Here is a 15,804-nt window from a genome sequence, read left to right on the forward strand (position 1 = left end):
ACCGCCGATCTCGTCCTTGTAAGGGACGCGTCATAACCACTAGACCACGAGCCCGATACGCCAAGAAACCGGCCCCACAGCAAAAACCTTTGTCGGTTCGAGTAGCCCACTGAAGGAAAATCACCTTTCTTATAATGGAGCGAAACCAACCGCAAAATTAGCATGGCAACTACCAGTGACGATAAACTGGAGCCGAAAAAGTCCATCTGCCCCTTCTGTGGGGTCGGATGCGGACTAACATACGACGAAAACAGCGGCAAAGGAACTGGGTGGGAGGGGCCGGTCAACGAAAAAGGCGAACTGTGTCCGAAAGGCGTCGCAGCCTTCGAGATGCTGGATGCCGATGACCGACTTACCCAACCGATGGTCCGGGAAAACGGCCATCTGGTGACGGCATCCTGGGTGGAAGCATTCGACCGGATCATCGAGAACTTCTCGGAGATCGTCGAGGAGCACGGCCCCGAGGCGCTGGGCTTTTTCGCGTCCTCGAACTGTACGAACGAAGAGAACTACCTCTTCCAGAAGATCGCTCGCAAGATCGGGTCGAACAACATCGACAACTGCGCACGCCTCTGTCACGCGTCGACGGTCGCCGCAATGGGCGATCGACTGAACGTCGGCGCCATGACGAACACTACCGACGATCTCAAAGAGGCCGACGTGTTCCTCGTCTGCGGGGCTAATCCCGCCGAGCAGCACCCGGTCATCTTCAACTCCCACCTGGGCCCAGCCCTCCAGGAAGGAACCGAGATGGTCCACGTAGACCCGCGGGAGAACCAGACGACCCGCCAGGCCGAAACCCACGTTCCGGTCACGCCGGGTTATGATATCCCCGTTTTGAACGCGATGGCGAAAGTCATCATCGAGGAAGAACTCCACGACGAGGAGTTCGTCGCCGAGCGCACCGAGGGCTTCGACGCGTTCAAAGCCCACCTTGAAGACGTCGACGTGACAGAGAACGCTGAGTTGGCCGAGGTCGACGAGGAAACGATCCGCGAAGCGGCCAGAACCGTCGCCGAGGCTGACCGTGCGGCGGCCTTTACCGGCATGGGAATGAGCCAGCACAAGTACGGAACGGACAATGTCCACGCGCTGATCAACCTGGTATTGCTCACCGGGAACATCGGCAAGGCCGGCACGGGTGTGAACCCGCTTCGTGGCCAGAACAACGTGCAAGGTGCATCGGACGTGGGCGCCAGTCCGACGTCCCTCCCTGGCTACCAGCCTGTCGAAGATCCCGAGGTACGGGCCGAATTTGAGGAAGCCTGGGGTTTCGAGCCGCCGGCTGAGCCTGGCCTGACCGAAGTCGAGGCGAGTCACGCGGCGGGCGACGAGATCCAAGGACTCTACGTCTTCGCCGAGAACCCGGCGATCACCGAACCACATTCGAGTCAGATCCGCGAGGACCTCGACGAGGCGTTCCTCGTCGTCCAGGACCTCTTCATGACCGAAACCGCAGAACACGCAGACGTAATCCTCCCGGGCAGTGCCTGGGCGGAGAAAAAGGGGACGGTCACGAATACGGACCGCCGGGTCATGCGAATGCGCCAGATGCGTGACCCGCCGGGGGAGGCCAGGACCGACCTGGAGATCATCGAAGAGTTCGGTCGCCGGATGACCGACCTCGACTGTGACTTTGCGGACGCCGAATCCGTCTTCGACGAACTTACCGACGTGAGTCCCATCTATGCTGGCATTTCCTACGACGGGATCGGTGAGAGTGACCAGCGCTGGCCGTTCTACGAGGGTGCGGAGTCAGGAGTTGACATCCTCCACGAAGACGAGTTCTACGGTGGCGAAAAGACCGCCGAGTTCGCGGCCATCGGCCATATCCCGCCGGGCGACGAACTCGAAGCGGACGAACTCGTCTTGACGACCGGCCGAGTCCTCCAACACTTCAACAGCGGGGCCATGTCCCGCCGGACGGAGACCCTGATGCGCATGCGGGGCGATGACACACTCGAAATACATCCCGCCGACGCCGCCGAGCGCGGGATCGAGGACGGTGATTGGGTGACCGTCGAAAACGAGCGCGGCGAACTCGAAGTTGAAGTCGCAGTGACTCCAGCAATCACGGAGGGGACAGTCTTCATGACCTTCCACTACGCCGAGCCGCTGGTGAACGAACTCACGGGCGATTACCTCGATCCGGTGGCCAAGATCCCTGAGTACAAGCACAGCGCAGTGTCCGTCTCGGCCGACGAGTAACGGCTTTTCTTTTTTATATACAGGTCGCCAAAGCCCGTTGATGGCGAAGAATTACAAGATCGTCGAGCCAGACTCGATTCCGGAAACGCCATTTCCCGAATCCGGCGTGACCCACCGAAAACTCTCCGGAGAACTTCGGGCCCAGGAGATGCGGGTGAATCAGGTCACCGTGGATCCGGACGAGGTTGTCGGGTATCACAATCATGCCCGCCAGGAGGAGATCTACGTCTGTCATACGGGCCCAGGTGAGGTGTTTATAGATGGCGAGCACCACGAGGTTCCAGAAGGGGCGATCGTTCGGATCGGCTCGGGACTCCCCCGACAGGTCCTAAATACCGGCGACGAGCCAACGGTCTGGGTCATGTTTGGCGCGCCACCGATCGGAACAACCGGGGATTACGGCGAGTATCAAGTCTCGAAGGATGGCTACGAATCCCAGAACTGAGCCAGGGGATGCCCGTCGGTAGCGGCGAAAGACCGGCAGTATCAGGTATACTTAACTGACGAACCGTCGAATAACGTCTTGTACGCTATGAGTCTCGAATTCGATCTCGAAACCCAAGACACGCCGTTTATCGATCGCCTTGATGAGGAAGCTCGAGACGCCATCCACGAAGCGTCGATGTACATCATCGAGGAGTTGGGCATCCAAGTCAAACACGACGAGGCCGTCGAATATTTCGAGGAGGCCGGTGCCACCGTGGAGGACGAGTACCTCGTCACAGCTGATCGGTCGCTGATCGAGGAGAACGTCGAAACGGCGCCAGAATCGTTCACATTGCACGCACGCAACCCTGACAACAATCTCGAAATCGGAGGGGAAGACACGTTCCGCGCCCCCGGCTACGGCGCCCCGAACGTCCGAACGTTCGAGGACGGCCGTCGCAGCTCGACCACCGACGACTACGAGCTGTTCATGAAGTTGGCCCAGCAGGAAGACGTCATCAACTCGACTGGCTACAACGTGGCCGAGCCGACTGATATCGACCAGGAGGTCAAACACCTCGAGATGGTCAAACGCTCGCTGGAGTTCACCGATATGCCGGTGATGGTCTCAACGTATGGCCAAGACCGGACTGACGCCAATCTCGAAATGATCGGCATGGTCATGGACGACCCCGAACTCTCGAAAACCTACGCGGCTGGCCTCGTCAACACCGTCCCGCCTCGAACGCTCGATTCGGCCATGACCGGTGGCCTCGTCGGCCTCGCGAAGGAAGGCCAGGCTCCGGTCGTCTCGTCGTTCATCCAGGCTGGGGCCTCCGGGCCGGGAACAATGGCCGGCGCAGTCGCGCTTGCGAACGCGGAGAACCTGATGGGGATCACCCTCGCACAGCTCATTAACCCAGGGAACCCTGTGGTGTACGGGGTTCCAGCATCGAACCTCGACATGCGGTATGGCTCGCTCTCGATTGGAAGCGCAGAATCTGCGCTCTTCGCGAACTTCGCCGGAACAATGGGTCGGTACTATGGCGTCCCATCCCGAGGCGGTGGCGGTCTGACGGACTCGAAAACGGTGGACTACCAGGCTGGCTTCGAGTCGATGCTCGTCAACGCCGCTGCGGAGTTCTCCGGCGTGGACTTCGTCCTCCACTCGGCTGGCATTATCGAGTCCTACTCCACCATCTCCCCCGAGAAGTTCGTCCTCGACGCGGAAGCACTTCGCTTCCTCGACCGCTTCCAGGAGGGGTACAAAATCGACGAAGAGATGCTGGCACTCGATATCGTCGAGAAAATCGACCCGGACGATCACTTCCTGGGCGAATCACACACACTGAAGTTCGCCGGTGAGGACTTCCTGATCCCGGAACTCGTCGACAAACGGTCCCATGGCGACTGGAGGGGCGATGGCGAAAAGACCGCCTTCGAGATGGGACACGACCGAGTGGAGGAACTGGTAGATTCCTACTCCAAACCCGAACTCGACGAGGATGTGCAGGAGGAACTCGACGCATTCGTCAAAGAGGAATCAGCCCGGATCATGGACGAAGCGTAGGGAGTCCTAGCGGTTTTTGCTCGATTTTGCAGGAACGGGGGGTTGTTCCGAACCGATTTGGTAGGAGTAGAACAAGACTGGTTAATTTCCAGGCCGGATCGTGTACGTATATATCAAATATCTAACTTCGGGATAAAGTGGGTCACATGGTCATCCAAAAAAGGACCACTCGAACCATACTGTCCTGTGTGGGGTAGTGTACATTCGGTGAAAACATCACGTTCAAAGCGTGCTATGTTCTTACACACCAAATGCCAGGATGGCGGACACTTCCCGAAAACCCGCCGAATTCGACGGGATCAACGAACCAAGATCAAAAAGAGACCGGCCGTCCTATCAAGCAAGATGAGTAGATTAATGTGGGGATGTAGCGTACTAAACTAGTGATATGTCCTCGGAACCAGAGACTGACTACGAGATCGCACAATCCGTAGACGAAAAGCCGATTTGGGAGATTACCGAGCCCTTCGGTCTCGACAAAGACGACCTCGAACTGTACGGTGACTACAAAGCCAAAATCAGCGAGGAAGCTATCGACGACCTCCTCGAGGGGGACAAGGAGGACGGGGACGTCATCCTCGTCACCGGAATGACCCCCACCCCAATGGGTGAAGGGAAGACGGTGACTTCCGTCGGGCTGGGGCAGGCGCTGAACCACATCGGCGAAGACGCGATGATCGCGATCCGAGAGCCCTCGCTAGGTCCGGTCTTCGGCATCAAGGGCGGCGCAGCCGGCGGCGGCTGGTCACAGGTCCTGCCCATGGAGGACATCAACCTCCACTTCACGGGCGACATTCACGCACTGACGGCCGCTCACAACCTAATCTCGGCGATGCTCGACGCCCACATCTCGAAGGGCAACGAGCTCAACATCGACACGAGGAGCGTCGCGTGGCCACGCGCAGTCGACCACAATGACCGGGCCCTCCGCCAGACGATCGTTGGGGCAGGCGATTCCGCCGGTGTCACCCGGATGGACGAGCACGTCCTCACCGCGGCTTCGGAGCTGATGGCCATCCTCTGCCTTGCGGAGGACGTCGAGGACCTCAAAGAACGTATCAGCCGAATCATCGTCGCCTACGACGATGACGGCGATCCCGTCACGGCCGGAGACATCGAGGCTGCTGGCTCCTCCGCGATTCTCCTGCGCGACGCACTCCGACCGAACGTGGTCCAGACAATCGAGGGGACGCCCGCCCTGGTCCACGGTGGTCCATTCGCGAACATCGCCCATGGGACGAATTCCCTGATCGCGGACTACGTGGGCAAGAAGATGGGCGATTACCTCGTCACCGAGGCCGGGTTCGGCTCCGCCCTCGGCGGGGAGAAGTTCCTCGACGTCGTGAGTCAGCTCGGCGATGTCGAGCCTAGCACAATCGTGCTTGTCGGCTCCGTCCGCGCCCTGAAATACCACGGCAAGGACATGTGGCCCTTCGAGGGGCAAGAGGCCCTCCAGGAAGAGGACGTGGAAGCCGTCAAGGCCGGCTTCGAGAACCTCGACCAGCACGTCGAAAACCTCCGGCAGTTCGGCCTGCCGGTCAGCATCGCCATCAACCGCTTCCCTTCGGACACGGACGCGGAAATCGAGGCAGTCCGGGAGCACTACGAAGAAGTGGAAGGCGTTCGCGTCGCCGAGTCGAACGTCTTCGGCAACGGTGGCGAGGGCGGCGTCGAACTCGCCGAGAAGGTTATCGAGTCAATCGAGGAATACGACGGCGGATTCGAGCCGCTGTACGACCTCGACGCTTCGCTCAAGGAGAAGATGGAGACCGTCGCGACCAACATCTACGGCGCGGACGGCGTCAACTACGTCGGCTCCGCCGAGGAGGACATCGCCCAGCTGGAGGAGATGGGCCTGGACGATGTTCCAGTCGTCCTCTCGAAGACCTTCCACTCGCTCACCGACGACCCGTCGCTGAAGGGCGCCCCCGAGGGCTGGACCCTCGACGTCCGCGAACTCTACCCCTCGGCTGGTGCCGGGTTCGTCGTCGCGCTCACTGGTGACGTCATGACCATGCCCGGTCTCCCCGCCCGCCCGGCGGCCGCCGACATGGACATCGACGCCGACGGCACGATCTCCGGCCTCTTCTAGATCGGCCGACCCGCGGTATTCTGCGGATCTCTTTTGTGGTTCTTCGAGGACACACCAGGCACTGCTGGTGGATACAGGCCGTGATTGTCAAAAGCCGGCGAAGTCCCCCCGCTGGCGAAGTTTATTAATCTTGAGCCCATTATTCACCAAGAACCCGGACATCCGGGACAATAGTTACCATGAGCACTGAGGACGATGCGGTCAAAACGATCTGTCCGTACTGTGGCGTCGGCTGTGGACTCAAACTCAAACCAGGCGAGGAGCCCGGCTCGGTGAACTTCCAACCCTGGTTCGATGCGCCTGTAAACGAGGGAGCACTCTGTGTCAAAGGGAGTGCTGCGGTTCAGCACGTCGATCACGAGGACCGGTTGATGGAACCGCTCATCAAGGAAGACGGGGAGTTCCACGAGGCCACATGGGAGGAAGCTCTCGAGCGCGTGGTCGAGGGACTCGAATCCGTCCGCGAGAACTACGGGCCGAAAGCGGCCGGATTTTTCGTCTCCTCCCAAGTAATGAACGAGGAGAACTACCTCTTGCAGAAGTTGGCCCGCCGGTATGGGTCGAACAATATCGACAACTGTACACGACTCTGCCACGCCTCGACAGTCGCGGCGTTGAGAGATAGTTTGGGCACCGGTGCGATGACAAACAGCATGGCCGACCTGAAAGAGGACGCAGACGCCTACTGGATTCAGGGTGCCAATCCAGCCGAACAACACGTCATCGGTCACTCGAAGTATTTCAAACAGGCCGCAAACGAGGGGACGACTGTCATCCAGGTCGACCCACACGAGAACAAGACGACGAAATCTGCGGACGTCCACCTGCAAGTCAAGCCGGGGACGGACATCCCGCTTTTGAACATCGCCCTGAAGACGATCCTTGAGGAGGAACTGTACGACGAGGAGTACATCGCTGACCGGACGAAGGGCTTTGAAACACTCGAGACCGAACTCGCGGATTTCGACGTCGAAGCGGCCGCCAACACGGCCGGCGTCGATGCCGAAAAGATCAAAGACGCCGCCAGAACCTTCGCCGAAGCGGACAACGGGGCTATTTTCACTGGCATGGGCATGAGCCAAAAGACTTGTGGCACCGACAACGTCCAGAATCTCATCAATCTGGCACTGATCACAGGGAACCTCGGGAAACCGGGAACTGGCATTAACCCACTCCGCGGCCAGAACAACGTCCAGGGTACGAGTGACGTCGGCGGAATGCCAAACGTCCTCCCTGGCTACCGCGAAGTCGAAGACCCGGATGACCGGGCCGCTGTCGCAGATGTCTGGGGCTTCGAACCGCCAGCTGAGAATGGACTGACGAGCCTGGAAGTAACGGACGCAGCCGGAGATGACATCCAAGCCCTCTATGTCATGGGCGAGAACCCGGTGCTGAGCGAACCGAACTCGAACGAGGTGGAGGCGAACCTGCAGGAACTGGAGTTCATGGTCACACAGGATATCTTCATGACCGAGACCGCAAAACTCGCCGATGTGGTCCTGCCGGCGACGTCCTGGGTCGAGCGAGGGGGGACGGTGACAAACACCGACCGCCGCGTCCAGCGGATGCGGCCTGCCATCGACGTGCCGGGCAACACGCGCCACGACTTCGATATTGTGAGCGAGATCGGGACCCGTCTGTTCGATGCGGGATTCGACTACGAGGGCCCCGAGGAAGTCTTCGAAGAACTCCGGAAAGTAGCGCCCATCTACGCCGGACTCACGTACGATCGAATCGGGGACCAGGGGATGCAGTGGCCCGTCGAAAGCGAGGACGACGACGGGACCCAATACCTTCACAAAGAGGAGTTCCCAACCGATGACGGACTCGGGAAGATCCGGGGCGTGAGCCACCAGCCACCCGCGGAGACCGAAGACGAGGAGTACCCGCTCGTACTCACAACCGGCCGCATCGAAGAGCACTACAACACTGGCGAGATGAGCCGCCGGTCGGAAAACCTCATGCGGCAGACAGACCACAACTTCATCGACATCCATCCAACAGATGCCGAAGCGAGGGGAATCGAGGACGGGGACGTGGTCCAGTTGACCACCCGACGTGGCGAAATCGACGTGGCGGCAAACGTCACTGAGGCCACGAAAGAGGGGGTCGTCTGGACGACTCCACACTTCGAGGACTCCCAGACGAATCGAGTCACGAACGACGCCGTCGACCCGGTCGCCAACATCCCCGAATTCAAGGTGGCCGCCGCAACGATTTCCGTGGACGTCACGGAATCCAGTGCGGACTGAGCCCCACAGCTTTACTACGGGGCTCCTCCAATCGGTGCTCATGAGTGATGTTCCGGAGGCCGTCGATTACGTCGATAACAGCTTTTTCCGGCGGGGGATGGTGGTGGCCATTCTGTATGCCATTGTCGACGGGCTGATCCTGTTGGTGCCAGGACCGTTCGTTCTGTTTCGATTAATCGGCGTGATCGCAGCCTACTACGCGACCCGCGACATGATCGTCCTCCGCGAAGCCGGATTGGAGTGGGGAAAAACCCGCTTTGCGATCCTCGTGTTCGTCGGAATCGGCGGTTTCCTGGGGTTTTTCTTCTACGCGTGGCGCCGGACAGTCCACCTCAGAAATCTCGAAATCGATCCGGACGCGATCGAGTGAATACTCCCACATTTCGACCAACTGCTCGAATACCTACTCGCGGAGTTCGACCAACGGCTCCTCGGCACCTCGTAACTGCGTGAGCGCAACCCGATCCGCCCGGCTCCGCTCGAGCACCCGATCGGCAATCTCTCGGGCGGTCGCACGATCCGTGTCGTCATCGACCTTGTTCAGGATTGGAATGTACTCGGCCGTCTTTGGGACGTGTTTTTGGGTCCCATTCGGACTCGAAAGGACAGTCGCCACGTCCTCGATCCCGACTTTCTCGCCCGACTCCAGCCCGGTCAGGGCGCTCACTCGTTCAGGCCGATGCACGTACTCCTCGGTCAGGGGTTTCCCAACAATGTGGGTGCTGACCACTCCCAAAACCCGATCGGCCGCCGGAGGAATCCTGGGTTCGTCCTCGCCTGGCACCTTGAACTCCCGGTTTCGAGCGCCGTCAGATTTGACGAGCACCGCCTCCGGAATCGGGCACGCGGCGATCTCCTCGATCGTCTCCAGGTCGTAGCCGAGATACCGTGATTCCTCGAATCCCGGAACAAGGCCCACTGGCCATTCGCGAACGGATTCGAGGGTCGAAACTGGATCCGTCGTTTCGTGGATTTCGGCGACGTGTTCGTCGAATCGCGGAATCCGGACAGCTGTCGTCAAGACGGCCCGGTCAAGTTCGGTTCCGACCGTGTAGAGGGTGCTTTTCTTTCCCCCTGCACCAACGACGGCCGTCAACCCCGAGTCCAGGCCGAGTTCCGTCACGAAATTCATATCTCTGCTTTCGGAGCCGTGACCATAAGCCATCCGTCCCTTACACTCCGAACCGGCTTATTCGCCCTCGATCGAGATGAGGCTCCCGACCGACTCCCCTTCCATCACCGTCGAACCGCGGTTGAGGGAGAGAAGCAACCCCTTCCGTTCGGTTCGAACGGTTTGGAGCCGTTCGAAACTTGTCGGGTCGAACACTTCACCGATCTCGGTCCCGGCCTGAAGTCGGTCCCCAACTGAGACTGTCGTCGAGCGGAACAGACCCGACTCCTCGATGAAGACGGACTGTTTGTCGGTTCCGACTGTCGGCTCGTGGTCAGGCACTGGCCCATCGAGAACCCCCATTTCTCGTAGCACGTCTTCGATACCGCTGACTCCACTTTCCACTGCAGATTCGACGATTTCCCGGCTGTGGGCAAGTTCGGGCGTGATAGCTGGGATGCCAGCGGCTGCAGCGACTTCGCGGATTTTGCCTTGGCCCCCGTTCGCTGGATTGGAGACCGGGGACCCGTCCTCCACGAGGAGTTCGACCCCAAATGCCTCGGCTAACTCCTTCGAACGACTGTCACCGGACGTAAATCGGGTGTGTGAACACATGTATGGCCCACCCGTGTGTAAGTCGACGATTGCATCGGCGTCTTTGGCGCGCTGCCAGAGACTGTCCACGAGCCGTTCCATCAACGTCCCCGCTGGGTCGCCGGGCCAGATCCGATTCATGTTCGAGTTGATCGCGTCCAACCGCGTTGGGGACATGTAGACCCGGTGGTCGAAGGCAAAGGGGTTCGCGACTGGAACCGCCAGCACCTCCCCATCGAGGGTTGTATTTCGAAGTCGTTCATGAAGCCGGCGAAGGACGGCCGCACCGTTGACTTCGCCCCCGTGCTGGAGCGCCTGCAGGTAGACGGTCGGACCGGATGGGTCCCCACGATACCGATGGAGAAGCGTTTCCACGGTACGGCCCGAGGGCAGGCGGGCAAGCGGTACCGATTCGACAGTGTGGCTCACGTCCCGGCCAGTCATGGCAGTGACCTCGGCGGCGATGGCCTTGAGCGTTCATATCCACAGAGCGGGGAACATGGCTCTCCAGGGGTGCCAGGAGTACGGGCCAATACGACTTCGTTCAATCAGTTTTTGTAGGGTCATCGTGTACGGTTGACATACCAATGTCCGAGGAGTCACAGGTTACGTTCTACCCCTGGAAAAAACAAATCGACGTCGACCCGGATACGACACTTCTGAATGCGGCCGAAGACGCAGGGGTGAGTATCGAAGGGCTCTGTGCCGGCAATGGTCAGTGTGGAACTTGCAAAGCGATTATCGGCGAGGGCGACGCGAACCTCTCCGACTTCGCCAAAGCCGAAGAACAGACCCTCTCCTCGGAACAGCGGGAGAACGGCTATAGACTTACATGTCGGGCCACGGTCGAAGAGCCCGGCGACGTCGATGTAACCGTCCCCCCGGACTCCCAAAAGACCGCAGGCATTGTTCTCACGGAGGGCCACGAACTCGAATACGAGATCGATCCGGTGGTCAAAAAATACCACGTCAATCTCCCGACCCCATCGCTTTCGGACAACGTAGCCGACTTCGAACGAATCGGAGAGGCCCTCGAGGAAACTTACGAACTCGATCTGGAATCGGTCGACTACGAGATTCAACGGGAACTCCCGAACCGGATGCGGGAGCAGGAAGTCGAGGACCGACTCAAAGCAACCGCGACAGTCTACGACGACGAGGAACTCATCGACGTCGAACCCGGCCTCTCGGAAACAGCCTACGGGCTGGCGATCGATCTGGGAACGACGACAGTCGCGGTCTACCTCGTCAATCTGAAAAACGGCAACACCGAGGCGATCAGCTCCCAACTTAATCCCCAGACAAAACAGGGCGGGGACATCATGACCCGGATGCGGTACACCCGGCGCAACGATGACGGGCGGGAGGAACTCAAAAAAGAGATACGGACGGGCATCAACGAGAACATCAAGGAAGTCGTCAATGAGGCAGGCATCGACCACGAAAACATCTACGAGACCGTCTTCGTGGGCAACACCGCGATGCATCACCTCTTCTTGGGCATCGATCCGGCCTACGTTGCGGGGTCGCCTTACGTCGCCGCCAGGGAGGCACCGATGAAGGTCAAGGCGAGGGAACTCGATATCGACATCAACGACTCGGGGTACGTCTACTGGCTCCCGGTCAGTGGTGGCTGGGTCGGACCGGACAAGGTCTCCGTGCTGCTCGTGGCGGGCCACTACAAGGAACCCGAGACGACGGTCTGTATCGACATCGGAACGAACGGCGAGATATCGGTCGGAAACGAAGACGAGATGCTGGTGACTTCTGCACCGGCTGGGCCGGCGCTGGAAGGAGCGGAGTTGCGATACGGAGTCCGAGCGCAGGCCGGTGCCATCGAAGAACTCTGGGTCGATCCCGAGACCCTCGATCCGACCTACGAGACCATCGACGACGAACCGGCAAACGGACTCTGTGGCTCCGGCGTGATCGACGCCCTGGCCCAACTCTTCGAAGTCGGGGTCGTCGATCAGCGCGGGAAGTTCCGCGACGAAGTGATGGACCACCCACGAGTCCGGACAAACGACGACGAGGAACTCGAATACGTGGTCGCCTACGCCGAGGAGGCCGCACTCGCAGAGGACATCGTGATGACACAGAACGACATCCGCTCGGTCCAGATGGCCAAAGCCGCCATCCAAGCCGGAACACGGGTGCTCATGGGCGAACTGGACATCAAGGACCCCGATCGTGTGCTAATGGCGGGGGCCTTTGGCAATTACATCGACAAGATCTCGGCGATGACCATCGGGATGTACCCGGACATCGACGAGAACGACGTCGTGTCACTCGGCAACGCCGCCGGTGTCGGGGCCAAACTTGCCTTGCTGGACAGCGAGCGACGGGCCGAGGCCGAACGGATCGTCGACGAGGTCGAGTACTTCGAAATCGCCGGAACCGACGTCTTCCAGGAAAATTTCATGGAGTCGATGTACCTTCCACACGAGGATTTCGATCTCTATCCCCACGTCAAAGAACGGGTCAAGGCGAGCCGCGAACTCGAGGCAGCACGGCTGGAGGAAGCAAACTCCGACGACTAACAGGGCAGGCAAAAAAACGGCGGATCGAAACGAAATCGGAGAAACTTGTTATCGGAAGATCTTGAACAGCGGGTGGTCCGGATCTGCACGGCGGCCTTCGCCCATCTGCGCGCCATAGGCGACGTAGGCGTCGGCGGTGGACATGACTTCATACATCTCCGCTGCACCGTGAACGGGGCCGTAGATGTTGAAGTCAGCACCCAGGAGCGAAATGACTGAGTTGGCCACTGCCTGGCGCAGCTGCCGTGAGTTCTCCGTGAGCGGGTCGTTCATCTCCCACTGGATGACCTCGTTGTGTGGGGCACACCCCATCGGAATACCATACTCGTTTTTGAGTTCGTGGATGATCTTTGCGACGTATCCCGAGTCCGGAATATCGATGATGCCGGGGTCGACGATCGGCTGTTCGATGCCGGCTTCTTCGGTGACCTCGAGATTGGCTTCGAGTGCGCCTCGTCGGCCATCGATGGACATGTCCGTCGTGTCGATACTCAGGAGGACCGCGGTGTTGATACCGGACTGCTGGATGGCCTCGATCTCCTTGTCGACCTCCTTCGTACTGGACTCGATGGAGTTGTAGATGATCTGGTCTTCGATGCCGATTTCGCCGGCGAACTTCGCGGCCTCGGACCGGATCGACGGCGTCGGACCGTCCATGAAGATCGGTTGGTCGGTCACGTCGGCCATGAACTCGATGTGTTTTTTCAGGGCCTCGGGGGAGTCACCAATGGTGTCAAAGGCAGCCGGGTTGCCGGTCTCCTCGGAGACTTCCTCGACCTTGCGGATGGCCTCTTCTGCGGCCTCCTCGTCGAACTCGCCCGTCGTCGGGTCAGTTTGAACAGCGTCGCCTTTATAGAAAATGCTTCCGACCATGAGGGTCGGTGTTTCGCCCGGTTGGCCACCGACTTCAGTGCCATGAATGTCGTAGGTCTCTTGGTCCGCTTCGAAGGTGAACATCACTAGAAAATCCGCCACGGGCCAAGTTAATTCTTCCCATGTCCGGTCCCGTTTCAGGCCGTCTGCCTGTAAATTTTACCGGTTTACGGGGTTTTCCCGATCAGTTCAGACGTAACTCCGGCGCCATTGCTCTGTGTCCGCAGCCTGATTGAACGTATACAAGTGAACGTCTTCGATACCGTAGTCACCGGTCTCGTAGTACTCGCCGAGTCCCTGAATGAAATCATCCGGTGCGTACTGGCCACGGGACCCCAGGAACTGTTTGATAAAGTCAAAGATACCGGTGGTCTTGCGAAGGTAGTTGAGCGAATCGCCGACGCCGATTTCTCGGGAGATGCTGAGCAATCGCTGATACTTCATGACGCCAGGCACCCCGACAATGATCGGCAACTCGACGCCGGACTCCGAGCTGATTTCACTGGCCCAGCGGGCCACCGCATCCGGATCGAAAGTCATCTGGGTGACGATATAATCGGCGTAGGGCTCCTTTTTCACGAGGTGCTCCCGGAGCGTGTCGTCCTCGATGAACTGATGGCCCTCGGGGTAGCCCGCGATACCAATCCGCTCGAAATCGGTGTCGAGTTCCTCATCGAGGTCCGCGAGCATCGCATAGGACGAGTCGTAGGGACCTTCCGGTTCCTTGTTGTCGCCTCCTGGAACGAAAATGTCCTCGATGCCCGCCTGTTTCAGTTTCTCAGTGATCTCCGCCAGGTGGTCCTGGCTGCGCACGGCCCGGGCGGCGACGTGGGTCGATACTTCAAAGCCTTTCTCGGCCAGGGTGAGAGATCGTTCGACAGTTTCGTCGACGCCTTTGTCCGGCGATGCAGTCAACGCCACCGTCGACCCCGTCGGAAGTTGATCGGCCTCATCGTAGAGTCCGTCAAAGGGGAGCAATTCGAAATGTGGATCTGCTAAGAGTTCGCTTGCACCATCCCGTGTCATGTTTACACACTAGCTGTGAGAGGGATATCACTCTTTGGCACGCCGAAGTTTAGGGGGTATTTACGGGATGGCGGCGAGGTCATCTAGAAAACCTCAAGGTGCTTTCCTGGGTAGCATTCAGATGGCACGGACTCCGTGTTCGAACGACCAATGACATACATTATCGACGGCAACGAACTCGCGGATTCGATTCGCACAGACCTCGAAGACAGCGTGGAAACGCTCACTGATGAGGGTGTCACTCCCGGGCTCGCGACCGTCCTAATGAGCGACGACCCAGCGAGTGAAACCTACGTCTCGATGAAACAGAAGGCATGTGAAGAGATCGGGATGGAGAGTTTCCACATCGAGATCGATCCCGACGCACCCGCGGAGGAACTCTATGACACGATTGACGACCTGAACGAGGACCCCGAGGTTCACGGTATTCTCGTTCAGTTGCCCGTTCCTGATCAGGTCGACGAGAGCCGGGTCCTCAAGGAAATCGACCCGATGAAGGACGTCGACGGGTTCCACCCGACGAACGTCGGCCTCATGGTCAGCGGAAACGCCCGATTCAAGCCCTGTACCCCACACGGCATCCTCAAGATGATCGAGGATGCAGGGGTTGACACCGAAGGCAAGGACGTCGTCGTGGTTGGTCGCTCGAACATCGTCGGCAAGCCGGTCGCGAACCTGCTGATGCAGAAGACAGATTACGGGAATGCGACCGTGACGGTCTGTCACTCACGGACGGAAAACCTCGCGGAGAAGACCCGCAACGCGGACATCGTCATCGCCGCCGCGGGCGTCCCGGAGATGATCGACGGCTCGATGCTCTCGGAGGGCCAGACAGTCATCGATGTCGGGACTAACCGTGTGGACGACGAACTGGTTGGTGACGTTGAGTTCGAATCCGCAAAAGAGGTCGTCGACGCCATCAGCCCGGTTCCGGGCGGTGTCGGCCCGATGACGATTACGATGTTGCTTTACAACACGGTCAAATCCGCCGGTCTGAACCACGACATCGACGTCGAACTGCCGTAGACGGTCCTCACGCTATCCGTTTTTCCGCCTCTTTGGTGAAATAATGCGAAGTCTTGGGTGAGAGACCTATCGCTCACCACCGAGAA

The 15,804-nt window shown here is 59.3% G+C and carries 12 protein-coding genes; 8 read left to right on the forward strand and 4 right to left on the reverse strand.

What is annotated here, in order from left to right:
* Positions 1–162: 162 nt before the first annotated feature.
* From fdhF (V5A26_RS08040) to V5A26_RS08065, 6 genes are all read left to right on the forward strand, one after another.
* A complete protein-coding gene (gene fdhF / locus V5A26_RS08040) occupies positions 163–2,208 on the forward strand; it encodes a formate dehydrogenase subunit alpha (protein WP_332321353.1) in 2,046 nt (681 codons plus the stop codon).
* Positions 2,209–2,248: 40 nt separating this feature from the next.
* Positions 2,249–2,653, forward strand: a complete 405-nt coding sequence (locus V5A26_RS08045; protein WP_332321354.1) for a cupin domain-containing protein — start codon at positions 2,249–2,251, stop codon at positions 2,651–2,653.
* Positions 2,654–2,740: 87 nt separating this feature from the next.
* Positions 2,741–4,204, forward strand: coding sequence for a trimethylamine methyltransferase family protein (locus tag V5A26_RS08050; protein ID WP_332321355.1), 1,464 nt, complete (start codon positions 2,741–2,743; stop codon positions 4,202–4,204).
* Between the two features lie 388 nt (positions 4,205–4,592).
* The gene (locus tag V5A26_RS08055) at positions 4,593–6,296 is read left to right on the forward strand and encodes a formate--tetrahydrofolate ligase (RefSeq protein ID WP_332321356.1); all 1,704 of its coding nucleotides are present in this window, start codon (positions 4,593–4,595) and stop codon (positions 6,294–6,296) included.
* Positions 6,297–6,475: 179 nt separating this feature from the next.
* Positions 6,476–8,548, forward strand: a complete 2,073-nt coding sequence (fdhF, locus tag V5A26_RS08060) for a formate dehydrogenase subunit alpha (protein WP_332321357.1) — start codon at positions 6,476–6,478, stop codon at positions 8,546–8,548.
* Positions 8,549–8,588: 40 nt separating this feature from the next.
* Positions 8,589–8,918, forward strand: coding sequence for a hypothetical protein (locus V5A26_RS08065; protein ID WP_332321358.1), 330 nt, complete (start codon positions 8,589–8,591; stop codon positions 8,916–8,918).
* A gap of 33 nt (positions 8,919–8,951) precedes the next feature.
* Here V5A26_RS08065 and yqeC read toward each other — a convergent pair whose 3' ends face one another.
* Entirely contained in the window at positions 8,952–9,680 is a 729-nt protein-coding gene (gene yqeC, locus V5A26_RS08070; RefSeq protein WP_332321359.1) for a selenium cofactor biosynthesis protein YqeC, read from the reverse strand.
* Between the two features lie 57 nt (positions 9,681–9,737).
* The gene (locus tag V5A26_RS08075) at positions 9,738–10,697 is read right to left on the reverse strand and encodes a succinylglutamate desuccinylase/aspartoacylase family protein (RefSeq protein WP_332321360.1); all 960 of its coding nucleotides are present in this window, start codon (positions 10,695–10,697) and stop codon (positions 9,738–9,740) included.
* A gap of 143 nt (positions 10,698–10,840) precedes the next feature.
* On the opposite strand from V5A26_RS08075, the gene V5A26_RS08080 reads away from it, so the two are divergent.
* On the forward strand, positions 10,841–12,793 hold the full coding sequence (locus tag V5A26_RS08080; protein WP_332322323.1) for an ASKHA domain-containing protein: 1,953 nt from the start codon (positions 10,841–10,843) through the stop codon (positions 12,791–12,793).
* Positions 12,794–12,841: 48 nt separating this feature from the next.
* Here V5A26_RS08080 and V5A26_RS08085 read toward each other — a convergent pair whose 3' ends face one another.
* Together V5A26_RS08085 and V5A26_RS08090 are read right to left on the reverse strand one after the other, a co-directional pair.
* A complete protein-coding gene (locus V5A26_RS08085) occupies positions 12,842–13,750 on the reverse strand; it encodes a hypothetical protein (protein WP_332321362.1) in 909 nt (302 codons plus the stop codon).
* A 105-nt stretch (positions 13,751–13,855) separates the two neighbouring features.
* Positions 13,856–14,692 (reverse strand): methylenetetrahydrofolate reductase, encoded by an 837-nt coding sequence (locus tag V5A26_RS08090; protein ID WP_332321363.1) that lies wholly within the window; start codon positions 14,690–14,692, stop codon positions 13,856–13,858.
* 150 nt (positions 14,693–14,842) lie between these two features.
* Between V5A26_RS08090 and V5A26_RS08095 the strand changes: the two genes are divergently transcribed.
* Positions 14,843–15,718 (forward strand): tetrahydrofolate dehydrogenase/cyclohydrolase catalytic domain-containing protein, encoded by an 876-nt coding sequence (locus V5A26_RS08095; protein WP_332321364.1) that lies wholly within the window; start codon positions 14,843–14,845, stop codon positions 15,716–15,718.
* Positions 15,719–15,804 lie beyond the last annotated feature (86 nt).

The sequence above is a fragment of the Halodesulfurarchaeum sp. genome, from assembly GCF_036626455.1.
GTDB lineage: Archaea > Halobacteriota > Halobacteria > Halobacteriales > Halobacteriaceae > Halodesulfurarchaeum.